Annotated in this window: 19 protein-coding genes and 1 tRNA gene; 16 read left to right on the top strand and 4 right to left on the bottom strand. The window is 73.3% G+C overall.

Annotation, left to right across the window (positions count from 1 at the left end; translation table 11 throughout):
• Positions 1–7 precede the first annotated feature (7 nt).
• The gene (locus ACQZ2A_RS01365) at positions 8–1396 is read right to left on the bottom strand and encodes a DUF4331 domain-containing protein (protein WP_430206695.1); all 1389 of its coding nucleotides are present in this window, start codon (positions 1394–1396) and stop codon (positions 8–10) included.
• Positions 1396–1659: a hypothetical protein gene (locus tag ACQZ2A_RS01360; protein WP_430206694.1), complete on the bottom strand. Its 264-nt coding sequence runs from the start codon at positions 1657–1659 to the stop codon at positions 1396–1398. Before ACQZ2A_RS01360 ends, ACQZ2A_RS01365 begins: the two co-directional genes overlap by 1 nt.
• Positions 1660–1861: 202 nt before the next feature.
• On the opposite strand from ACQZ2A_RS01360, the gene hisI reads away from it, so the two are divergent.
• The 16 genes from hisI to ACQZ2A_RS01280 all read left to right on the top strand — a co-directional run bounded on the left by hisI (position 1862) and on the right by ACQZ2A_RS01280 (position 18955).
• Positions 1862–2230, top strand: coding sequence for a phosphoribosyl-AMP cyclohydrolase (gene hisI, locus ACQZ2A_RS01355; protein WP_430206693.1), 369 nt, complete (start codon positions 1862–1864; stop codon positions 2228–2230).
• Positions 2227–3789, top strand: coding sequence for an anthranilate synthase component I (locus ACQZ2A_RS01350; protein WP_430206692.1), 1563 nt, complete (start codon positions 2227–2229; stop codon positions 3787–3789). Before hisI ends, ACQZ2A_RS01350 begins: the two co-directional genes overlap by 4 nt.
• The gene (locus tag ACQZ2A_RS01345) at positions 3786–4391 is read left to right on the top strand and encodes a Trp biosynthesis-associated membrane protein (RefSeq protein WP_430206691.1); all 606 of its coding nucleotides are present in this window, start codon (positions 3786–3788) and stop codon (positions 4389–4391) included. Before ACQZ2A_RS01350 ends, ACQZ2A_RS01345 begins: the two co-directional genes overlap by 4 nt.
• A gap of 63 nt (positions 4392–4454) precedes the next feature.
• Positions 4455–4682 (top strand): HGxxPAAW family protein, encoded by a 228-nt coding sequence (locus tag ACQZ2A_RS01340; RefSeq protein ID WP_430206690.1) that lies wholly within the window; start codon positions 4455–4457, stop codon positions 4680–4682.
• A 13-nt stretch (positions 4683–4695) separates the two neighbouring features.
• Positions 4696–5496, top strand: coding sequence for an indole-3-glycerol phosphate synthase TrpC (trpC, locus tag ACQZ2A_RS01335; RefSeq protein WP_430206689.1), 801 nt, complete (start codon positions 4696–4698; stop codon positions 5494–5496).
• A 44-nt stretch (positions 5497–5540) separates the two neighbouring features.
• A complete protein-coding gene (trpB, locus tag ACQZ2A_RS01330) occupies positions 5541–6752 on the top strand; it encodes a tryptophan synthase subunit beta (RefSeq protein ID WP_430206768.1) in 1212 nt (403 codons plus the stop codon).
• Positions 6749–7567: a tryptophan synthase subunit alpha gene (gene trpA, locus ACQZ2A_RS01325; RefSeq protein WP_430206688.1), complete on the top strand. Its 819-nt coding sequence runs from the start codon at positions 6749–6751 to the stop codon at positions 7565–7567. The genes trpB and trpA overlap by 4 nt, the downstream gene beginning before the upstream one ends.
• On the top strand, positions 7564–8076 hold the full coding sequence (locus tag ACQZ2A_RS01320) for a MauE/DoxX family redox-associated membrane protein (RefSeq protein WP_430206687.1): 513 nt from the start codon (positions 7564–7566) through the stop codon (positions 8074–8076). Before trpA ends, ACQZ2A_RS01320 begins: the two co-directional genes overlap by 4 nt.
• 32 nt (positions 8077–8108) lie before the next feature.
• Positions 8109–8885: a DsbA family protein gene (locus ACQZ2A_RS01315; protein ID WP_430206686.1), complete on the top strand. Its 777-nt coding sequence runs from the start codon at positions 8109–8111 to the stop codon at positions 8883–8885.
• A gap of 27 nt (positions 8886–8912) precedes the next feature.
• Positions 8913–9854 (top strand): prolipoprotein diacylglyceryl transferase, encoded by a 942-nt coding sequence (gene lgt / locus ACQZ2A_RS01310; RefSeq protein WP_430206685.1) that lies wholly within the window; start codon positions 8913–8915, stop codon positions 9852–9854.
• Between the two features lie 129 nt (positions 9855–9983).
• Positions 9984–14525, top strand: a complete 4542-nt coding sequence (gene gltB, locus ACQZ2A_RS01305) for a glutamate synthase large subunit (RefSeq protein ID WP_430206684.1) — start codon at positions 9984–9986, stop codon at positions 14523–14525.
• Positions 14518–15978: a glutamate synthase subunit beta gene (locus tag ACQZ2A_RS01300; protein WP_430206683.1), complete on the top strand. Its 1461-nt coding sequence runs from the start codon at positions 14518–14520 to the stop codon at positions 15976–15978. The genes gltB and ACQZ2A_RS01300 overlap by 8 nt, the downstream gene beginning before the upstream one ends.
• A gap of 77 nt (positions 15979–16055) precedes the next feature.
• Positions 16056–17519: a pyruvate kinase gene (gene pyk, locus ACQZ2A_RS01295; RefSeq protein ID WP_430206682.1), complete on the top strand. Its 1464-nt coding sequence runs from the start codon at positions 16056–16058 to the stop codon at positions 17517–17519.
• Between the two features lie 39 nt (positions 17520–17558).
• Positions 17559–17641, top strand: a tRNA-Leu gene (locus tag ACQZ2A_RS01290).
• 1 nt (position 17642) lies between these two features.
• A complete protein-coding gene (locus tag ACQZ2A_RS01285; protein ID WP_430206681.1) occupies positions 17643–18236 on the top strand; it encodes an ANTAR domain-containing response regulator in 594 nt (197 codons plus the stop codon).
• Positions 18237–18394: 158 nt separating this feature from the next.
• Entirely contained in the window at positions 18395–18955 is a 561-nt protein-coding gene (locus ACQZ2A_RS01280) for a GNAT family N-acetyltransferase (protein ID WP_430206680.1), read from the top strand.
• A gap of 108 nt (positions 18956–19063) precedes the next feature.
• On the opposite strand, the gene ACQZ2A_RS01275 is transcribed toward ACQZ2A_RS01280, so the two are convergent.
• Positions 19064–20377, bottom strand: coding sequence for a DUF1501 domain-containing protein (locus tag ACQZ2A_RS01275; RefSeq protein ID WP_430206679.1), 1314 nt, complete (start codon positions 20375–20377; stop codon positions 19064–19066).
• Positions 20378–20386: 9 nt separating this feature from the next.
• Positions 20387–22102: a DUF1800 family protein gene (locus ACQZ2A_RS01270; RefSeq protein ID WP_430206678.1), complete on the bottom strand. Its 1716-nt coding sequence runs from the start codon at positions 22100–22102 to the stop codon at positions 20387–20389.
• Positions 22103–22113: the final 11 nt, after the last annotated feature.

Here is a 22113-nt window from a genome sequence, read left to right as displayed (position 1 = left end):
CCGGTGATCAGGCGGCGCCGCCGGCCGTGCCGGGCGTCGTCTGGTAGCCGCCCGCGGGCGTCCCGAGGTACGGGAACACGTCGAGGAAGGGCGGGTTGGTGTTCGTCGTGCCGTCGGTCAGCCCTGCGGTCGCGTCGTCCGGGGTGAACGACGGGTCGACGAGCGGGATGGTCGCCCCGGCGACGGCGCGCAGCTCGATGGCCACGACGTCGTCGACCGGGCGGCGCCCGTTCGGGAACCCGGCGGCGTCGCCGGCGACGAGACCGATCGGGTTCGGCTTCTTCGCGGGCGGGACCGCGAGGTTGAGCCGCAGCATGTCGGCCTGGGTGGTCCCCGTGTAGTTCTGGAACCCCGGCACCACACCCTTCGGGATGCCCGTCAGGAGGATGGCGAGCAGGTCGGCGCGGTTCTTCTTGTAGGCGGCCAGCTTGGGGAAGACCCCGGGGTAGAGCACCGGCAGCAGCCGGGCGAGCTCGGGCCGCGCGACGTACGTCGCGAAGGCCGAGTCCTTCGACGGCTCGAGGGCGTTCCACCGGTCCTTCTCGGCCATCGGGGTGATGACCTCGTTGAACAGGGGGTTCCCGAGCCGCGAGACCTGCTGGAACGGACCGGTCGCCGTGGAGGTGCCCTTGCCCGCCTGCAGCACGCGGGTCTTCTGCCGGCTCGCGGTGGCCCACACGCCGACGACCGATGTGGCCGACGAGACGTCCTTCGGCGTGCGGTGGTCGGCCGTGAGGTCGGAGGTGGGCACCTGGATGGCGATGCTGTGGACGTTGAGCCCCTGGGTGCCGTTGACCCCGGCCGCCGTGGCGGACGGGATGAGGTGCGCCATCTGGAAGGGGCGCAGCGTCCCGAGGTCGAAGATGCTGCCGAGGTCGACGTGGAAGCCCTCCGCCCGCTGCCCGGCGAACACGGTGCGCCCGCCCGCGATGCGGTGGACTGCCTGCGCGGCGAGCTTCTCGTAGTCCGGCGTGCTGCGCGGCCCGACGTTGACCGGCGGGCACCCGAGCCCCTCGGCGAGCGTGGCCCAGCCCTTGCCCTTCTCGTAGCGCGTCACGGTGTATCGCTGGGGCCGGTTCCACTGGGGCCCGTAGATCGAGGTGATCTGACCGGTGTTGTAGAGGAAGGTCTTGCTGTTGCGGATGGTGGTCTCGAACCGGAACCGGTAGACGATGTCCGCCTCGCCGGCCGTGCCCGAGTTGCTGATCTTGATCTCGTAGAGGACGTCCTCGCCGAACTCGTAGAAGTTCGGCCCACCCTGCGGGTTCTGGAACGGGATGAAGTTGGCGATGAGCGTCGCGTGGGTTGGCTTGTCGGGGCTGACGAACGCGTAGACGTCGGTGTTGTCGGCGACGGGGTCCTTGGAGACCTCGGGTGCTTCGCGGTGGGAGGACATCAGGCCTTCCCCCCTGCCGCCTTGACGAGCCGGCGGACGAGGGCGGGGTCGTGGACCTCGACCTCCTCCTCGCCGACCATGAGGGAGAGGACGCCGGAGCCCGGGTCCTCGATGAAGGCGACGAGGACGGCGCCGTCGAGCTCGCCGAGTGCCTCGTCCCTGGTGCGCGGTGCGCCGTGTGCCGCACCGGCTGTCGCGACGACGGCGATGGCCGTCCCCGTTCCAGCCGCCGCGAGGAGTCCGCGTCGTGATGTCCCTGCCATGCCGGTTCCCTTCCTGGGGCGCGGGCCTGTTCCCGCGCGAGAGCGGGTCATGGCTGCCGACCAGCAGGGTCCACAGCGACCCGCTGTGGTTCGGAGCCCTCGGCCGACCGGATGGGGGATCCGGCGAGAATGCGCCGAACGTCTCCCGCGCGCGGGGGCGGGCGCGATCGGACCGGCCGCGCCGCCACGGCAGAATGGGCGCGTGCCGACCCCCGACGCCCTCGACCCCGCCCTCGCCGCCCGCCTCAAGCGCGACGAGCACGGCCTCGTCGCGGCCGTCGTCCAGCAGCACGACACCGGCGAGGTCCTCATGCTCGGCTGGATGGACGACGAGGCGCTGCGCCGTACGCTCACCGAGGGCCGGGTGACGTTCTGGTCGCGCAGCCGCTCCGAGTACTGGCGCAAGGGCGACACGAGTGGGCACGTGCAGCACGTCCGCTCGGTCGCGCTCGACTGCGACGGCGACGCCGTGCTCGTGCGCGTCGACCAGGTCGGCGCCGCCTGCCACACCGGCGACCGCACCTGCTTCGACGCCGGTGACCTCGGGGCGACGATCGGGGGAGGGGCGTGAGCGCGCCCGCCGCCGAGACCCCCGACCTCGCCTTCGGGCAGACCTGGCCGGGCCTGGACGTCTTCGGTGTGCTCGCGCGCGACCGGCGCGTCATCCCCGTCGTCCGCCGCCTGATGGGCGACGCCGAGACGCCGGTCGGGGTGTACCGCAAGCTCGCCGCCGGCCGGCCCGGCACCTTCCTCCTGGAGTCCGCCGAGCACGGGGGCGTCTGGTCGCGCTGGTCCATCGTCGGCGCCGCCAGCCGGGCCACCCTCACCGAGAAGGACGGCCTCGCGCACTGGGTGGGCGAGCCGCCGGTCGGGGTGCCCACCGAGGGCCCGGCCACCGAGGCGCTGCGCGGCACGATGGAGGCGCTGGCCACCCCGCCCATCGCCGGCCTGCCCCCGCTCACCGGCGGGATGGTCGGCGCGATCTCCTACGACGCCGTGAGGCGCTGGGAGAAGGTGCCCGCCGAGCTGCCAGACGAGCTGGGCCTCCCCGAGCTCTCGATGGTCCTCGCCACCGACCTCGCGGTCCTCGACCACGCCGACGGCTCGATCCTCCTCGTCGCCAACGCCGTCAACTACGACGACACCGACGAGCGGGTGGAGGACGCCTGGGCCGATGCCGTCGCCCGCCTCGACGCGATGACCGCCGCCCTCGCCGCGCCGGCCCCGAGCACGGTCGCGGTTGTCGACACCGAGGCGGTCGACGCGGCGATGGCGCAGGTGCGCTCCAACACCGAGCGTGGCCGGTACGAGGAGGTCGTCGAGCTCGCCAAGGAGGACATCCGCGCCGGCGAGGTGTTCCAGGTGGTTCTCTCGCAGCGGTTCTCGCTCGACTGCCCGGGCGACCCGCTCGACGTCTACCGCGCGCTGCGGGCCTCCAACCCCAGCCCGTACATGTACCTCTTCCGGTTGCACGACGCCGAGGGCTCGGACTACACCGTCGTCGGCAGCAGCCCCGAGGCGCTCGTGCGCGTGACCGGCGAGCGCGCCATCACCCACCCGATCGCGGGGTCGCGGCCCCGCGGGAAGACGCCCGAGGACGACGTGCGCCTCGCCGAGGAGCTGCTCGCCGACCCCAAGGAACGCTCCGAGCACGTGATGCTCGTCGACCTCGGCCGCAACGACCTCCAGCGGGTCTGCCGTCCCGGCACCGTCGACGTCGTCGAGTTCATGGACGTGCGCCGCTACAGCCACGTCATGCACCTCGAGTCCACCGTCGTCGGCGACACCCGGCCGGGCGCGAGCGCGTACGACGTCCTCGTCTCGACCTTCCCGGCCGGCACCCTGAGCGGCGCCCCGAAGCCGCGCGCCCTGGCGCTGATCGAGCACTACGAGCCGTCGCGGCGCGGTGTGTACGGCGGGGTCGTCGGCTACCTCGACTTCCACGGCGACCTCGACATGGCCATCGCCATCCGCACCGCCGTCGTCAAGGACGGCGTCGCCCACGTGCAGGCCGGCGCCGGCATCGTCGCCGACTCGGTGCCCGCGCGCGAGTACGAGGAGTGCGTGCACAAGGCGACCGCCGCGCTCCGCGCGGTCGCCACGGCCGGGTCGATGCGGACCGTCTCGTGAGGCGGCTGACCGGCAAGGGGCCGGTGGCCCTCCTCGCACTGCTCGGCGCCGGCGTCGTCCTGGTCGCCGGCTTCCGGCCGTGGGTGACCGGCACGGTCGCCGATGCCGTGCTCGGCGGCAGCCGGGTGAGTGCCACCGGCGCCGAGGTCGCCCCCGGACTCTCGGCCGTCGCCCTCGCGGTGGCCGCCGCCGCGGTGGCCGTCGTCGCCGCCGGCCGGGTCGCCCGCGGGGTGGCCCTCGTGCTCTGGGTCGCCTGCGTGGTCGCCGCGGCCGGGCTCGTCGCCCGCGTGCTCGCGGACCCCTCGGGGGTCCTCGGGCCGGTGGCCGCGGCCCGGGTGGGGCGCACCGGCACGGTGGAGGCGCAGGCCACGGCGACGGCGTGGCCGTGGGTGGCCCTCCTCGGCGTCCTCGTCACCCTCCTCGCCCTCGGGGCCGCGCTCGTCGGCCGGCGCCGGTGGTCCGGCCCGTCGCGCCGGTACGAGCGCACGGGGTCCGGCGAGGACCACGTGGCGGGGTCGCGGGGCGAGCGCGTCGGCACCGCCTGGGACGACCTGTCCGCCGGACGTGACCCGACCGACGTCGGCGACGACCCGCGGACCTGACAGAATCGACGACGAGAACGACCGCCGGGCCGCCCACGGCCCCCGACCGCAGAGGTGCACCCCATGGACGAGCACGAGGACCACGGACACAGCGTCGCCGCCTGGACCGCCGTGGCGATCATCATCGTCGCCTCGACGATCATGTCCCTCGCGGTCGTGTTCCCCAACCTCTGGCTCTTCGTCGGGGGTGCGGTGCTGGCCGTGGTCGGCGCCGTCGCCGGCAAGGTGCTCTCGATGGCCGGGTACGGCGCGGCGGGCCGCGACCACACCGAGGCCCCCTCCATCCGATGACGGCGCCCCGCCCGTGAGCACCGTCCTGGACTCCATCGTCGCCGGGGTCCGCGAGGACCTCGCCGGGCGCGAGGCCACCCGCTCCCTCGCCGCGCTGCGAGACGCCGCCGCCGCTGTGCCGCCGGCCCTGGACGCCGAGGCGTTCCTGCGCCGTCCCGGCCTCTCGCTCATCGCCGAGGTCAAGCGGGCCAGCCCGAGCAAGGGCGCGCTGTCGGACATCCCCGACCCCGCCGCCCTGGCCGCCGCCTACGAGGCCGGCGGCGCCTCGGCGATCTCCGTCCTCACCGAGCAGCGCCGCTTCGGCGGCAGCCTCGCCGACCTCGACGCCGTCCGTGCCGCCGTGTCGGTCCCGGTGCTGCGCAAGGACTTCGTCGTCACCGACTACCAGGTGTGGGAGGCGCGCGCGCACGGCGCCGACATCGTCCTGCTCATCGTGGCCGCCCTCGACGACCCCACCCTCGCGGCCCTCCTCTCGCGCGTCGGCGAGCTGGGGATGACCGCGCTCGTCGAGGTGCACGACGAGGCCGAGACCCAGCGCGCCGTCGACGCCGGCGCCTCGGTCATCGGGGTCAACGCCCGCAACCTCAAGACCCTCGAGGTGCACGCCGACACCTTCTCGCGGCTGCGCCCGCTGCTGCCGGGCGGCGTCGTCACCGTCGCCGAGTCCGGCATCACCGGGCCCGAGGACGCCGCCGCCTACGCCCGCCAGGGCGCCGACGTCGTCCTCGTCGGCGAGGCGCTCGTGCGCACGGGGGACCCCACGGCGGCCGCGGCCGCCATCGTCGCCGCCGGTGCGGCGGAGGAGGAACCGTGACCCAGCCCGCCGAGCCCCTCGAGCCGGTCGACCCCGCCGACGGCCTGACCGTCGACGAGCTGCCCCGCCCCGGCCGCTTCGGCGACTTCGGCGGGCGCTACGTCCCCGAGGCCCTCGTCCCCGCCCTCGACCAGCTCGACGAGGCCCGCCAGAAGGCCGCCGTCGACCCCGGGTTCCAGGACGAGCTGGCCCGGCTGCACGCCACGTACACCGGCCGGCCGAGCATCATCACCGAGGTGCCGCGCTTCGCCGCGCACTGCGGGGGCGCGCGCGTGGTCCTCAAGCGCGAGGACCTCAACCACACCGGCTCGCACAAGATCAACAACGTGCTGGCCCAGGCGCTGCTCACGAAGCGGATGGGCAAGACGCGCATCATCGCCGAGACCGGCGCCGGCCAGCACGGCGTGGCCACCGCCACCGCCGCCGCCCTGATGGGCCTCGAGTGCACGGTGTACATGGGCAAGGTCGACACCGAGCGCCAGGCCCTCAACGTCGCCCGGATGAAGATCCTCGGCGCCACCGTCGTCGCCGTCGAGCACGGGTCGGCCACCCTCAAGGACGCCATCAACGAGGCGCTGCGCGACTGGGTCACGAACGTCTCCACGACGCACTACGCCATCGGCACGGTCACCGGCCCGCACCCGTTCCCCGAGATGGTCCGCGACTTCCACGCGATCATCGGCGAGGAGGCCCGCGCCCAGGTCCTCGAGCTCACCGGCCGGCTGCCCGACGCCGTGATCGCCTGTGTCGGAGGCGGATCAAACGCGATGGGCATCTTCCACCGGTTCGTGCCGGACGCCGGCGTGCGGCTCATCGGGGTCGAGGCCGGGGGAGAGGGCGTCGCGTCCGGGCGGCACGCGGCCCGGTTCGCCGCCGACGCCACGCCGGGGGTGCTGCACGGCGCCATGAGCTACCTGATGCAGGACGCCGACGGCCAGACCATCGAGTCGCACTCGATCTCCGCGGGCCTGGACTACCCGAGCGTCGGCCCCGAGCACGCGCACCTGCGCGACAGCGGGAGGGCCGAGTACCGGTACGCCACCGACGACCGGGTGATGGAGGCGTTCTCGCTGCTCTGCCGCACCGAGGGCATCATCCCGGCGCTCGAGTCGGCGCACGCGCTCGTCGGCGCGATGGAGGTCGGCCGCGAGCTCGGCCCCGACGCGCTGCTCCTCGTCAACCTCTCCGGTCGCGGGGACAAGGACATGCACACCGCCGCGGCCTGGTTCGGGCTCGTCGAGGAGGGCACCCAGTGACCACCGCCACCGACACGGCGCTCGCCGACGTCTTCGCCCGCTGCCGGGCGGAGGGCCGCGCGGCCCTGGTCGGCTACCTCCCCGTCGGCTTCCCGAGCGTGGCCGAGTCCGTCGACGCGATGCGCGTGCTCGTCGAGGCCGGCTGCGACGTCGTCGAGGTCGGCATCGCCTACAGCGACCCGGTGATCGACGGCCCGGTCAACCAGGACGCGATGGCCGCGGCCCTCGAGGCCGGGGTGCGCACCGACGACGTCTTCGGAGCGGTGGCGGCGGTCCGTGAGGCCGGCGCGGTGCCGGTCGTCATGACCTACTGGAACCTCGTCCTCAAGCGCGGCGTCGAGCGCTTCGCCGCCGACCTCGCCGCCGCCGGCGGCGCCGGGCTGATCACCCCCGACCTCGTCCCCGACGAGGCCCGCGACTGGGTGGCGGCCAGCGACCGCCACGACCTCGACCGCGTCTTCCTCGTCGCGCCCAGCAGCACGCCCGAGCGGCTCGCCACCGTCACGAGCGCCTGCCGCGGCTTCGTCTACGCAGCCTCGACGATGGGTGTCACCGGGGTGCGCACGAGCGTCGACACCGACGCGCGGGGCCTCGTCGAGCGGGTGCGGGCGGTCACCGACCTGCCCGTCTGCATCGGCCTGGGCGTCTCCACCCGCGAGCAGGCCGCCGAGATCGCCGGCTACGCCGACGGCGTCATCGTCGGCTCGGCCCTGGTGCGGACGCTCGGCGGCGACGGGGAACCCGCGCAGCGCCTCGAGGCGTTGCGCTCTCTGACCGAGGAGCTCGCCGCAGGGGTCCGGGAAGGACGACGATGAGCACGACCGCCGAGGGCACCGACACCACCACCGAGCCCTGGCACCGCCGCGAGCGCGTCCGTGACGTCGTGGGTCTGGTCGCCCGGCTCTTCCTCGGTGCGGTGCTCGTCTACGCCGGTGCGGTCAAGGTCGGGCACCCGCTCACCTCGCAGCGCGCCGTCCAGGGCTACGAGATCCTGCCGTACGACCTCGCGGGCTTCATCGGCCTGGCCCTGCCCTTCCTCGAGATCGTCCTCGGGGTCCTGCTCGTCCTCGGGTTGTTCACCCGCCCGGTCGCCGTCGTCGCCACCCTCCTCATGGTCGTCTTCGTCATCGGGATCGCGCAGGCCTGGGCGCGGGGCCTGACCATCGACTGCGGCTGCTTCGGCGGCGGCGGGAAGATCGGCGCGAACGAGACGAAGTACCCTCAGGAGATCGCCCGAGACGCCGTCTTCGCCCTCGCCGGGGCCTACCTCTGGTGGCGACCACGCTCCCTGGCCTCCCTCGACCGCGTCCTCTTCGGACACTGACCCGCTCCACCCCGAAAGGCACCTCCACGACCATGGCCAAGAAGCCGAGCACGACGAAGGCCACGGGCAACGCCCGGCAGGCCAAGATCCAGGCCGCCCAGAAGAGCGGGGGCGGGGGAGCCAACAAGATCGTCGTCGCCACCGTCGTGGCCGTGGTCGCGATCATCGCCGTCGTCGGCGGCGTGGTGTGGTCCCAGGCCCAGAAGCAGGCCTCGGTCGGGACGAGCACGGCCACCCCGGCCGGCGCGACGATGGGCAAGGGCTACCCGGCCTTCGCCGACGTCACGCCCGCCGCGAACGCCCCCACGGTCGACCTCTACGAGGACTTCCAGTGCCCGGTCTGCGCGCAGTTCGAGGGCATCCTCGGCCCGACCATCGAGGACCTCGCCAAGAGCGGCAAGATCAAGCTCACCTACCACGTGCTGAACTTCCTCGACGACAAGACCGGCGCCGAGAACAGCACCCCGGCCGGCAACGGCGCCTTCTGCGCCGCCGCCGACGGCAAGTTCCAGCCCTTCCACGACGCCGTCTACGCGGCCCAGAAGGCCGAGGGCGAGGACGTCGACCAGGCCACCCTCGACGGCTGGGCGAAGACGGCCGGCATCACGGGCGACGCGCTCACCACCTGGAACACGTGCGTCGCCGACGGCACGTACACGAAGTACATCAGCTCCGTGAACGACGCCGCCTTCAAGATCTCCGGCTTCCAGGGCACCCCCACGGTGATGATCGACGGGCAGATGACGGACCTGGCCACGATCGGCACCGTGGAGGGCTTCACGAAGGCCGTCCAGGACGCCACCAAGTGACCCGCCGGCCCGAGCCGCGGCGCTGACGTGACCACCTACCTGCCCAGCCCCACCGTCGGGGCCCTCGAGCTGGGGCCGCTGACGCTGCGGGCCTACGCCCTCTGCATCCTCGCCGGCATCGTCCTCGCGGTCTGGCTCACCGGACGCCGCCTCGCCTCGCGGGGCATCGACCGCGGCATCGTCCTCGACGTCTCCGCGTGGGCCGTCATCTTCGGCATCGTCGGTGGCCGGCTCTACCACGTCGTCACCACGCCCGGCCCGTACTTCGGTGAGGGCGGAAACCTCCTCGACGCCGTGAAGATCTGGAACGGCGGCCTCGGCATCTGGGGCGCGATCTCGCTCGGTGCCGTCGGCGTGTGGATCGGCTGCAAGCGCGCCGGCGTGCCCTTCCTCGCCTTCGCCGACGCCGCGGCCCCGGGGGTCGCGTTCGCCCAGGCCATCGGCCGCTGGGGCAACTGGTTCAACAACGAGCTGCACGGCGGCCCGACCACGCTCCCGTGGGGGCTGGAGGTCCACCAGTGGGACCAGGCGGCCGGTCGGGCGGTCACCGACGCCTCGGGGAACGCCGTCATCGCGGGGGTCTTCCACCCGACCTTCCTCTACGAGTCCCTCTTCCTCGTCGCCCTCGGCACCGCGCTGCTGATGGTCGACCGGCGCCGCCGCCTGGCGCCCGGCCAGCTGCTCGGCCTCTACGTGGCGGGCTACCCGATCGGCCGCATCGTCGTCGAGAAGATGCGCACCGACGAGGCCGAGCTGATCCTCGGCCAGCGGCTCAACGTGTGGACGAGCATCCTCGTCTTCCTCCTCGGCCTGTGGATCGTCTGGTTCACCGGCCGGCGGGCGCGGGCGAACGCGTCCGATGACCCGGTCGAGCCGTCGGGGGAGCCCCCGACGGAGGACGCGGAGGACACCGATGGGACTCCGGAAGCGGCTCCGGCCGAGCGCTCCGGATCCCAGGATGTGGGATAGCCCGGCTCGAATGGCAAGACGCGGGGGGCCGGGGATAGCATTCCGGGACGTGGCCGTAGTCGTCCGCGCCTGACCTTGCCGTGTTCGGTCCCCACCGGGGGCCGTCGACCCCGAGGACGGTGACCCGACGTGTCCGTCGCCCGCTTCTCCGCCCAGCCCGACGACGTCGGCCTCTACCGCCGCGCGCACGAGCACGACGCGTGCGGCGTGGCCATGGTCGCCACGATGCGGGGGAGCGCCGGCCACGACATCGTCGTCCACGCCCTCGACGCGCTGCGCAACCTCGACCACCGCGGCGCCACCGGTGCCGACCCGCTGGTCGGTGACGGCGCGGGAATCCTCACCCAGGTCCCGGACGCCTTCTTCCGTGCCGTCCTCGACGTCGACCTCCCGGCCGCCGGGGGCTACGCGGCGGGCATGGCCTACCTGCCCACCGACGCCGACGAGCGCGCGCAGGCCGAGCGCCGGATCGCCGAGATCGCGGACGCCGAGGGACTCGACGTCCTCGCGTGGCGCGACGTGCCCGTCACCCCCGACCTCGTCGGCGAGGCCGCCCGCGCCACGATGCCGTGCTTCCGCCAGCTCTTCGTCGCCGCCCGTGACGGACGGTCCGGCGTCGAGCTCGACCGCGTGGCCTTCGCGCTGCGCAAGCGTGCCGAGCGCGAGGTCGAGGTCTACTTCCCGTCGCTGTCGGCCCGCACGGTCGTCTACAAGGGGATGCTCACCACCGGCCAGCTCGAGCCGTTCTTCCCCGACCTCTCCGACGAGCGCTTCGCCACCGAGCTCGCGCTCGTCCACTCCCGGTTCTCCACGAACACCTTCCCGAGCTGGCCGCTGGCGCACCCGTACCGGCTCATCGCGCACAACGGCGAGATCAACACCGTCAAGGGCAACCGCAACTGGATGCACGCGCGGGAGAGCCAGCTCGAGTCCGACGTGCTGCCCGGCGACCTCGCCCGCCTCTCCCCGGTCTGCACGCCCGAGGCGTCGGACTCGGCCTCCTTCGACGAGGTCCTCGAGCTGATCCACCTCGGCGGCCGCTCGCTGCCGCACGCCGTGCTCATGATGATCCCGGAAGCGTGGGAGAACCACGAGGAGATGGACCCCGCGCGCCGGGCCTTCTACGAGTTCCACTCGACGTTCATGGAGCCGTGGGACGGGCCGGCCGCGGTCTGCTTCAGCGACGGCACCCTCGTCGGCGCCGTCCTCGACCGCAACGGCCTGCGCCCGGGGCGCTACTGGGTCACCGACGACGGCCTCGTCGTGCTCGCCTCCGAGGCCGGTGTGCTCGACCTCGAGCCCGAGAACGTCGTGCGCCGCGGGCGCCTCCAGCCGGGCCGGATGTTCCTCGTCGACACCGCGGCCGGCCGCATCGTCTCCGACGAGGAGGTCAAGTCCGGGCTCGCGTCCGAGCACCCGTACCAGGAGTGGCTGCACGCCGGCCTCATCGAGCTCCGCGACCTCCCCGAGCGCGAGCACATCATCCACACGGCGGCCTCGGTCGCGCGGCGCCAGCGGACCTTCGGGTACACCGAGGAGGAGCTGAAGATCCTCGTCGCGCCGATGGCGCGCACGGGCGGGGAGGCGCTGGGCTCGATGGGCACCGACACGCCCATCGCGGTGCTCTCGGAGCGGCCCCGGCTGGTGTTCGACTACTTCACCCAGCTCTTCGCCCAGGTCACCAACCCGCCGCTCGACGCGATCCGCGAGGAGCTGGTCACCTCGCTGGCCAGCTCGATCGGACCCGAGGGCAACCTCCTCGACGCCAACGCCGCGCACGCCCGCCAGGTCGTGCTCCCGTTCCCGGTGCTCGACAACGACGAGCTCGCGAAGATCGTGCACATCAACGCCGACGGCGACCTGCCCGGCTTCCGCACCGTCGTCGTGCGCGGCACGTACGACGTCAGCGGGGGCGAGGAGGCGCTGCGGGCCCGGCTGCACGAGATCTTCGCGGAGGTGTCCGAGGCGATCGCCGAGGGTGCGCGCTTCGTCGTCCTCTCCGACCGCGACTCCGACCGCGACCTCGCGCCCATTCCGTCGCTGCTCCTCACGAGCGCGGTGCACCACCACCTCATCCGCGAGAAGACCCGCACGCAGGTCGGGCTCATCGTCGAGGCCGGCGACGTCCGCGAGGTCCACCACGTCGCGCTGCTCATCGGCTACGGCGCCGCCGCCATCAACCCCTACCTCGCCATGGAGAGCGTCGAGGACATGGTCCGGCGCGGCGACATCACCGAGGTCACCGAGGAGAAGGCGGTCGCCAACCTCATCAAGGCGCTCGGCAAGGGCGTGCTCAAGGTGATGTCGAAGATGGGCATCTCCACGGTCGCGTCCTACCGCGGCGCGCAGGTTTTCGAGGCGATCGGCCTCTCCCAGGAGCTCGTCGACGAGTTCTTCACCGGCACCGTCAGCCAGCTCGGCGGCGTCGGGCTGCGGGTCATCGCCGCCGAGACGGCCGCCCGCCACGAGGCGGCCTACCCGCCGGACGGCATCCGCCAGGCGCACCGCAAGCTCGTGGTCGGCGGCGAGTACCAGTGGCGCCGCGAGGGCGAGCCGCACCTGTTCGACCCCGAGACCGTCTTCCGGCTCCAGCACGCCACCCGGCAGCGCCGGTACGACGTCTTCAAGCAGTACACGAGCCGCATCGACGAGCAGTCCGGCCGCCTGATGACGCTGCGCGGGCTCTTCGAGCTCGGTGGCGCCGAGCCGCGCGAGCCCGTCCCGCTGGACGAGGTCGAGCCGGTCGCCGAGATCGTGAAGCGGTTCAACACCGGCGCGATGAGCTACGGCTCGATCAGCAAGGAGGCCCACGAGACCCTCGCGATCGCGATGAACCGGCTCAAGGCGCGCTCCAACACCGGCGAGGGCGGCGAGGACGTCGACCGCCTGCTCGACCCCGAGCGCCGCTCGGCCATCAAGCAGGTCGCCTCGGGCCGCTTCGGCGTGACCTCGATGTACCTCACGCACTCCGACGACATTCAGATCAAGATGGCGCAGGGTGCCAAGCCGGGCGAGGGCGGCCAGCTGCCCGGCCCCAAGGTGTACCCGTGGGTGGCCAAGACGCGGCACTCGACGCCGGGCGTGGGGCTGATCAGCCCGCCACCGCACCACGACATCTACTCGATCGAGGACCTCGCCCAGCTGATCCACGACCTGAAGAACGCCAACCCGTCGGCGCGCGTGCACGTCAAGCTCGTCTCCGAGGTCGGGGTCGGCACGGTCGCGGCCGGGGTGAGCAAGGCGCACGCCGACGTCGTCCTCATCTCCGGGCACGACGGCGGCACCGGCGCCTCGCCGCTCACCTCGCTCAAGCACGCGGGCGGCCCGTGGGAGCTCGGGCTCGCCGAGACCCAGCAGACACTCGTCCTCAACGGCCTGCGCGACCGGATCGTGGTCCAGGTCGACGGGCAGATCAAGACCGGCCGTGACGTCGTCATCGGCGCGCTGCTCGGGGCCGAGGAGTTCGGGTTCGCCACCGCGCCGCTCGTGGTCTCCGGCTGCATCCTCATGCGCGTCTGCCACCTCGACACCTGTCCGGTGGGTATCGCCACCCAGAACCCTGAGCTGCGCGAACGCTTCTCCGGCGCACCGGAGTTCGTCGAGACCTTCTTCGAGTACATCGCCGAGGAGGTCCGCGAGCACCTCGCGGCGCTCGGGTTCCGCACCCTCGAGGAGGCGATCGGCCAGATCCAGCACCTCGACGTCGCCAAGGCCGTCGAGCACTGGAAGGCCTCCGGTCTCGACCTCTCGCCGATCCTGACCCGGGTCGAGTCCCCGGACGGCTCCGGCGTGCGCCACCGCGTGGGCCAGGACCACGGCCTCGAGAAGGCGCTCGACCACCAGCTGATCGCCGCCGCCCGCGACGCCATCGACCACGGCGAGCCGGTCACGGCGCGGTTCTCCATCCGCAACGTCAACCGCACGGTCGGCACGATGCTCGGGCACGAGGTCACCAAGGCCCACCCCGAGGGGCTGGCCGACGGCACCATCGAGCTCACCTTCACCGGCTCGGCGGGCCAGAGCTTCGGCGCGTTCGTCCCGGCGGGCATCACGCTGCGCCTCGAGGGCGACGCCAACGACTACGTCGGCAAGGGGCTCTCCGGCGGGCGCGTCGTCGTCCGGCCGGCCCCCGGCTCGGCGCTGGTCGCCGAGGAGAACGTCATCGCCGGCAACGTGATCGGCTACGGCGCGACCTCCGGCGAGCTGTTCCTGCGCGGGCGGGTCGGCGAGCGGTTCTGCGTCCGCAACTCCGGCGCCACCGCGGTCGTCGAGGGCGTCGGCGACCACGGCCTCGAGTACATGACCGGCGGCACCGCGCTGATCCTCGGTCCGACCGGTCGCAACGTCGCCGCCGGGATGTCCGGGGGCGTGGCCTACGTCCTCGACCTCGACCCCGAGCGGGTCAACCCCGAGCTCGTCGACCTGCGCCCGCTGCGGGCCGAGGACGAGCTGGTCGTGCACGACCTCCTCGAGCGCCACCACCGGTGGACCGACTCGGCGGTGGCGGCGCGGCTCCTCGCCGACTGGGGCACCGCCCGGTCGGCCTTCACCCTGGTCCTCCCTCGCATGTACCAGCGCGTCCTCGACGTGCGGGCCAAGGCGGAGGCGGAGGGCCTCGACCCCGACGGCACCCAGGTGTGGGAGCGGATCATGGAGGCCTCCCGTGGCTGACCCCCAGGGCTTTCTCAGGACGCGCGAGCGCGAGCTGCCGAGGCGGCGCCCGGTCCCGGTGCGCATCCGGGACTGGAAGGAGGTCTACGAGGCCCAGCCGGTCCCCGAGCTCCAGCGCCAGGCCGGACGCTGCATGGACTGCGGCATCCCGTTCTGCCACAGCGGCTGTCCGCTCGGCAACCTGATCCCCGAGTGGAACGACCTCGCGTGGCGGGGGGAGTGGCGCGAGGCCATCGACCGGCTGCACGCCACGAACAACTTCCCCGAGTTCACCGGCCGGCTCTGCCCGGCGCCGTGCGAGTCGGCGTGCGTGCTCGGCATCAACCAGCCGCCCGTCACCATCAAGCAGGTCGAGGTCAGCGTCATCGACCGCGCCTTCGAGAACGGCACCGTGCTGCCGCAGGCCCCCGAGCGGCTGTCCGGCAAGACCGTCGCCGTCGTCGGGTCCGGTCCGTCCGGGCTGGCCGCCGCCCAGCAGCTCACCCGCGCCGGGCACACCGTCGCGGTCTACGAACGCGCCGACCAGCCGGGCGGCCTGCTGCGCTACGGCATCCCCGAGTTCAAGATGGAGAAGTCCGTCCTCGACCGGCGGATCGCCCAGATGAAGTCGGAGGGAACGCGGTTCCGCACCGGCGTCGAGGTGGGCCGCGAGCTCACCGGCGCCGACCTCCGCAAGCGCTTCGACGCCGTCGTCGTGGCGGTCGGGGCCACCGTGCCGCGCGACCTCCCCGTCCCGGGGCGCGAGCTCGACGGCGTGATGCAGGCGATGGACTTCCTCCCGCCGGCCAACCGGGTCGCGCTCGGGCAGGCCGTCGAGGGCCAGGTGACCGCCGAGGGCAAGGACGTCGTGGTCATCGGCGGCGGCGACACCGGTGCCGACTGCATCGGCACGGCGCACCGCCAGGGCGCCCGGTCGGTGACCAGCCTCGAGATCATGCCGCAGCCCGGCATCGAGCGGGCCGGCGCGCACCCGTGGCCGACCTACCCGATGCTCTTCCGCGTCGCCTCCGCGCACGAGGAGGGCGGCGAGCGCGTCTACGCGACCACCACCAGCGAGGTCGTCGGCGACGAGCACGGCAAGGTGCGGGCGCTGCGCCTGCACGAGGTCCGCATGGGCGAGAACGGTTTCGAGAAGGTCGAGGGGTCCGAGCGCGAGATCCCGGCGCAGCTCGTGCTCCTCGCGATGGGCTTCCTCGGACCCCAGGCCGAGGGCCTGCTCGAGCAGCTCGGCGTCGAGAAGGACGAGCGCACCAACGTCGCGCGCGACGGTCACTTCATGTCGTCGGTGCCGGGCGTCTTCGTCGCCGGCGACGCCGGGCGCGGGCAGTCGCTCATCGTCTGGGCGATCGCCGAGGGCCGCTCCGTGGCCCACGAGGTCGACGCCTGGCTGATGCACAAGCCGTCGCGCCTGCCCCGACCGGTCAACCCCACCGACCGCCCGCTCACGGCCTGACCTGCGGGCTCGACGGGGGCCGCTCGCGATGTGGCCCCCGTCACGGTGGAAACGGTTGCACCGATAGGCTCGACACCATGCGTCGCGCGAAGATCGTCTGCACCCTCGGCCCGGCCACCTCCTCCGCGGAGAACCTGCGTGAGCTCGTCAAGGCGGGCATGGACGTCGCCCGCCTCAACCTCTCGCACGGGTCGCACGCCGACCACGCGCAGGTGTACACCGACGTGCGTGCCGCCAGCGACGCCGTGGGCCGAGCGGTCGGCATCCTCGCCGACCTCCAGGGCCCGAAGATCCGCACCGCGCGCTTCGCCGACGGGCCCGTGCTGCTCGTCCGGGGCGCCACCTTCACCATCACGACCCGGGACGTGCCCGGCGACGTCCACGAGGTCGGCACCACCTACGCCGGCCTGCCCGGCGACGTGCACGCCGGCGACCGCATCCTCATCGACGACGGCAAGATCGCCCTGATCGCCACCGAGGTCACCGAGACCGACGTCGTGTGCCAGGTCCTCGAGGGCGGCCCGCTCTCCAACAACAAGGGCATCAACCTGCCCGGTGTCGCGGTGTCGGTCCCGGCCCTCTCCGAGAAGGACGAGGACGACCTGCGCTGGGCGCTGCGCACTCGCGTCGACATGATCGCGCTCTCCTTCGTCCGCACCGCCGACGACATCCGCCGCGTGCACGAGATCATGGACGAGGAGGGCATCCGCCTCCCCGTCATCGCCAAGATCGAGAAGCCGCAGGCCGTCGAGAACCTCGACGAGATCATCCGCGCCTTCGACGGCGTGATGGTGGCGCGCGGCGACCTCGGCGTCGAGATGCCGCTGGAGCAGGTGCCGCTCGTGCAGAAGCGCGCCTGCGAGATCGCCCGCCGCCGGGCCAAGCCGGTCATCGTCGCCACCCAGGTGCTCGAGTCGATGATCGAGAACTCGCGCCCCACCCGCGCCGAGGCCTCCGACGCCGCGAACGCGGTCCTCGACGGCGCCGACGCGCTGATGCTCTCCGGCGAGACCAGCGTCGGCAAGCACGCCTTCGCCGCGGTCCGCACGATGGCGCGCATCATCGAGAACACCGAGACGCACGGCCTGCACCGCATCCGCCCGCTCGGCACCCGGCCAAACTCCAAGGGCGGGGCGGTCACCGCGGCTGCCGCCGAGATCGGCGAGCTGCTCGGGGTGAAGTACCTCATCACCTTCACCGAGGGCGGCGACTCCTCGCGGCGCCTCGCCCGGGTCCGCCCGCGCATCCCGTTGCTGGCCTTCACCCCCAACCAGGCGACCCGCAGCCAGCTGGCGCTGTCGTGGGGCGTCGAGACCTTCCTCGTCGGCAAGGTGCGCCACACAGACGAGATGGCGATGCAGGTCGACGAGGTGCTGCTCGGGCTCGGCCGGGTCAAGGAGGGCGACAACGTGGTCATCGTGGCCGGCTCGCCCCCCGGCATCCCCGGCTCCACGAACGCCCTGCGCGTGCACAAGGTCGGCGACGCCAAGAACCGCGTGGCGCCCGCCTACGTCGACGCCGCGGAGGACGGACGGGCCTGAGGAGCCACCGGGGCCCGTCGGTAGACTGACGACGCCCCGGCCGGGGTGGTGGAACGGCAGACACGGCGGACTCAAAATCCGCTGCCCGCGAGGGCGTGCGGGTTCGAGTCCCGCTCCCGGCACATGACCCAGAGTGCAGCCCCCACCAAGCGCGTCCTCGTCGCCGAGGACGAGGCGATCATCCGCCTCGACCTCACGGAGATGCTCCGCGAGGCCGGTTACGACGTCGTCGGCCAGGCCGGCGACGGCGAGCAGGCCGTCGAGCTGACCCGCTCGCTGCGGCCGGACATCGTCATCATGGACGTCAAGATGCCGGTCATGGACGGCCTCTCGGCCGCCGAGGCCATCGGCTCCGAGCGCCTGGCCCCCGTCGTGATGCTCACCGCCTTCAGCCAGACCGAGCTCGTCGAGCGGGCCCGCGACGCCGGCGTGATGGCCTACGTCGTCAAGCCGTTCACCGCGAGCGACGTCACCCCGGCGCTCGACATCGCCCTGTCCCGGTGGAGTGAGCTCAAGGCGCTCGAGGAGGAGGTCGCCGACCTGGGGGACCGGCTCGAGACCCGCAAGGCCGTCGACCGCGCCAAGGGTGTGCTGATGGCCAAGCTGAAGATCACCGAGGCCGACGCGTTCCGGTGGATCCAGAAGACCGCGATGGACCGCCGGATGGGCATGCGCGAGGTGGCCGAGGCAGTGGTCGCCGGCATGGAGAAGGCCTGAGCGACGGCCCCGGCCGGGTCCGACGAGGGATCCGGTGGCGGAGCGGTTCCACGACCAAGGACTTCCTGAGCCGACCCCCCTATCCACGCGCGGTTCGAGGGGCATAGTGTCCGGTGTCGGTGCGGTCCGCGTCGCGGGCCCGTGAGCGAGGAGGTCCGGTGGCCCGACGACCCGTCGACGTGACGCAGGTGGGCGACCACCTCGATGACGTCAGCGCACTGTGGCTGCAGGCGCGGGTCGACTCCGGCTCCAGTCCCGAGGTCTGTGCCCGGACCATCACCGACGGCCGGCTCGCCTCCGCGCTGCGCCGGCCCGGCGTCCTGGCCTTCGTCGCGCACCTCGACGGCGAGCCCGCCGGCTACGTCATCACCACCGACAACCCGTTCGGCATCAGCCCGGCACCCGAGGTGGCCATCGAGCAGCTCTGGGTGACCCCGGAGGCGCGGCGGCACGGCGTGGCCAAGGCGCTGCTGACGGCCGTGCTCGGCTCGGCGGAGCGCGCCGGCTGCGAGACGGTCGTCTCCAACGTCCCGACCACCAGCCGCGACGCCAACCGCTTCTTCGCCCGGCTCGGCTTCGGGTCCGTCGTCACCCGCCGCGTCGTCGCCACCGGCACGCTGCGGCGCAAGATCGCCCCCGAGACGGCGGAGACCGGCCTCGAGCTCACCCGCCGCCGGCGCAGCCTGCGCCAGCGCGCGTTCCCCGCCCGCTCGGCGTAGCGCCCCGGCCCCGACTTATTGCCCATACGCCACCTCCGAGGGGCCGGATCGGGGCCGTCGAGGTGGCGGATGGGCAAGAAGTCGGTCGAAGGCTGCGCGGGGTGGGGGTCAGGGGCGGGCGCGGAGGAGTCCCAGGCGGGCCGAGGGCAGCCCGGGCAGCACCGTCGAGGCCGTGAGGCCGCAGCGCTTCTCGAGGATCTCGCCGAGCACCGACCGGTAGTCCGTCGTGGCCTTGAGGTCGCCCGCCTGCAGGTTGGCCGGCGCCAGCCCCGGCCAGGTGCCGTACACGGACCCGCCGACCACGCCGCCGCCGAGGACGAACGAGAAGTTGCCGTAGCCGTGGTCGACGCCGCCGGAGCCGTTCTCCGACACCCGACGCCCGAACTCCGAGAGGGTCACGAGCGTCACCCGGTCGGCGGCCGTGCCGAGGTCGGTCATGAACGCCGCGAGGGCCTTGCCGACCTCGGTCAGCTGCCGGGCCATCCAGCCGTTGTCGCTGCGGCCGAGGTCCGTGTGCATGTCCCAGTTGCCGGAGTCGATGGTGACCGCGCGCAGCCCGACCCCCGCCTTGACGAGCCGGGCCGTGTCGCGCAGGGCGTCCCCGAGACCGCCCGAGGGGTACGCGGCTCCGCCGGCCGGCGTGTACCCCGCGGTGTGGAGCGCGGCGACCGTCGAGAGCGTGCCGAGGGTGGTGCGGGCCGGGGCGCCGACGACGTCCGGCGCGTCGGCGTGCAGCGCGCGCAGGGCGGTCGACCAGCGGGTGGTCTCGGTGGCGTCCCAGGCACCGGAGAGGCTGAAGGAGTCCACCGAGCGCATGGCGAGCTCCGCGCTCGGGCCGAGCATCGAGCGAGGCGTGGTGGACCCACCGATCGCGGTGCCCGCGAACGGTCCCGGCGTGGTCGTGGCTCCGACCATCCGGTCCAGCCACCCGGTGCGGACCGAGGAGCCCGGGGCGGCGCGCTCCATCTCGTCGAGGTCGGTGAAGTGGGAGCGGGTGGGGTTCGGCTGGCCGACGGCGTGGACCACCGCGAGCTTGCCGGAGGTGTACAGCGGCAGCAGCGGCGCCAGCGCCGGGTGCAGGGCGAAGCGCGCGTCGAGCTGGAGCCCGCGTGCCTGGGGCACGGCGATGGTCGGCCGGGCGGTGTAGTAGGCGGGATCCCCGACGGGCGCGACGACGGAGAGGCCGTCGATGCCGCCGCGGAAGGAGAGGACGACGACCGTGTCGCCGGTGTACCCGGCGTCGGCGAAGGTGAGCCGGGTCATCGCCTCGGCCGGTGAGGCGAGGGCGATGGTGGCCCCCGCGGCGCCGAGGGCGGTGGCGCCGGCGAGGACCCCGCGGCGGCTGACGCCGGAGACGGCGCGCCCTTCGGGACACCCGCAGGCGTCGAGGGTCGGGGCGGGGACGGTGGTGGGAGAGGTCATCAGAGGTCCTCAGCGGGTCGCGAACTCGGGGCTGTCGAGCAGGAGCGCCACGACGTAGGGGAGGCGCCACCCGACGGCGGCGTCGGTGGACTTGAGCGGGGCGGTGGCGGTCTTGTCGAGGAAGGCGCAGACCGCGTCGCGCTTGGCGCTCGAGAGCGGAACCTGGAGCAGCCGCGCCGCGAGGGCGTCGACGAAGGCGCCGTGGGTGGCCGGGAGGGTGCTCGGCAGCAGGCCGCGCAGGGCGGGGTAGACGACCTGCTTCGCGGGCGACTCGGTGGCCGTCCAGCCCTGCGCCATCGTCCAGTTCCAGGCGGTGAGGGTGGCGTTGGCTCCGGCCCAGGCGGCCGCGACGTCGGGGTAGCCGTTCGGGGCCGGCCAGCCGAGCGGTGCCTGCCCGGCCACCCGCGCGTACCAGGAGAGCCCGCCCAGCCAGGCGCGGGTGTCCGGGCCCGGGGTGACCCCGAGCACGCGCGAGACCGAGACCATCCGCTCCAGCGGCCGCTTCGTCTTCTGGCCGGCCGAGGCCGCGAACTCCGCGGAGGCGAACAGCGTCCGGAGGACCGGGGCGATGGCGGTGTCGTTCGCCGTGTAGACGGCGGCGAGCGAGTCGACGAGGGAGGCCGGCGGGGTGTCGGACACGAACCGCACCGCGAGCTTGGTGGCGATCCGCCGGGCGGTCTTCGGGTGCCGGGCGAGGTGCTGGAGGTAGGAGACCCCGACGGCCTCGCCGAAGGCGGAGGCGTTGGGGTCGCTCCAGCCGAGGACGCTCAGCGCACCGGTGTGGTGGCGGATGTGCCGGTACAGGTACTCGCCGGACTCGTCGTCCGTCGACATGCCGGTGAGGGCCAGCGCCGAGGTGCGGATGTCGGACTCGGCGTAGCCGCCGTCCACACCCACCGTGTGCAGCTCGAGGACCTCGCGGCCGAAGTTCTCGTTGGGCGAGCGCTTCGAGGAGGACTCGTTGTCGAGCTGGGCGAGCATCGCCGGGTGCTTGGCCGCGGCGACGAGCATGTCGGCGTACCGGCCGAGCGCGTACTTGCGGACGACGTCGACGTGGAAGCGGTGGACGCTGTCCCACGCGTCGCCCCACGGGGCGGTGACGACGAGGTGGTTGGTCCAGAACTCGACCATCACCTCGAGCAGCTGCCGCCGGGACCACAGGGCGCGGGCCAGGACGGACTGGATGACGTCGTCGCCGAGGTCCCCGGTGCTGTTCGGCCAGTAGCGGTCGTGCACCTCCCACGTCGCCAGCGAGAGGCGGGGGAAGAGGCGGGCCACGAGGGCGTCGCAGTCGGCGTCGGGCACGAGCCGCGCAGGGTCGAGCTGGTCGGCCACCCAGGCCTGGGCGCCCCGGGAGCGGATCTCGGCCACGAGGGCCGGCGTCGCGCCCCACGTCGCCCGGCGGGCGAGGTGCAGCGCCGTCGGGTCGTCGGTCACCCCGCTGGTCACCCGGGCGACCGCGCGGCGCGGGACGCTGCTGGCCCGGGGCGCACCCACCGCGGCGCGCGGCCGGTAGGCGGCGTCCACCGAGCGTGCCGACGGGGCGGCCGACAGGGCCTTCCCGGTCGGCTCGTTCCGGGGCGGGGTCGCGGGGGCCACGGACGTCTTGAGCGCCGTGCGGCGGGCGGCGTCCTTGGCCTTGGCGGAGGGGTCGGGGACCACAGCGCGGGCGACCTCGGAGAGAAGGGCGGCGGCGGTCGAACGGCGAGAGAGGGCAGGGCTCACACCATCGATGC

Origin of the sequence: Phycicoccus avicenniae (assembly GCF_050496545.1) — a bacterium.
Taxonomy (GTDB): Bacteria; Actinomycetota; Actinomycetes; order Actinomycetales; family Dermatophilaceae; genus Phycicoccus; species Phycicoccus avicenniae_A.
This window is presented reverse-complemented; position numbering and strand designations above follow the sequence as displayed.

What these genes read in the sequence shown, in the direction of transcription:
- ACQZ2A_RS01365 (WP_430206695.1), bottom strand. Translation starts at nt 1,396, where the DNA reads ATGTCCTCCCACCGCGAAGCACCCGAGGTCTCCAAGGACCCCGTCGCC.
- ACQZ2A_RS01360 (WP_430206694.1), bottom strand. Translation starts at nt 1,659, where the DNA reads ATGGCAGGGACATCACGACGCGGACTCCTCGCGGCGGCTGGAACGGGG.
- ACQZ2A_RS01340 (WP_430206690.1), top strand. Translation starts at nt 4,455, where the DNA reads ATGGACGAGCACGAGGACCACGGACACAGCGTCGCCGCCTGGACCGCC.
- ACQZ2A_RS01320 (WP_430206687.1), top strand. Translation starts at nt 7,564, where the DNA reads ATGAGCACGACCGCCGAGGGCACCGACACCACCACCGAGCCCTGGCAC.
- ACQZ2A_RS01315 (WP_430206686.1), top strand. Translation starts at nt 8,109, where the DNA reads ATGGCCAAGAAGCCGAGCACGACGAAGGCCACGGGCAACGCCCGGCAG.
- pyk (WP_430206682.1), top strand. Translation starts at nt 16,056, where the DNA reads ATGCGTCGCGCGAAGATCGTCTGCACCCTCGGCCCGGCCACCTCCTCC.
- ACQZ2A_RS01285 (WP_430206681.1), top strand. Translation starts at nt 17,643, where the DNA reads ATGACCCAGAGTGCAGCCCCCACCAAGCGCGTCCTCGTCGCCGAGGAC.
- ACQZ2A_RS01275 (WP_430206679.1), bottom strand. Translation starts at nt 20,377, where the DNA reads ATGACCTCTCCCACCACCGTCCCCGCCCCGACCCTCGACGCCTGCGGG.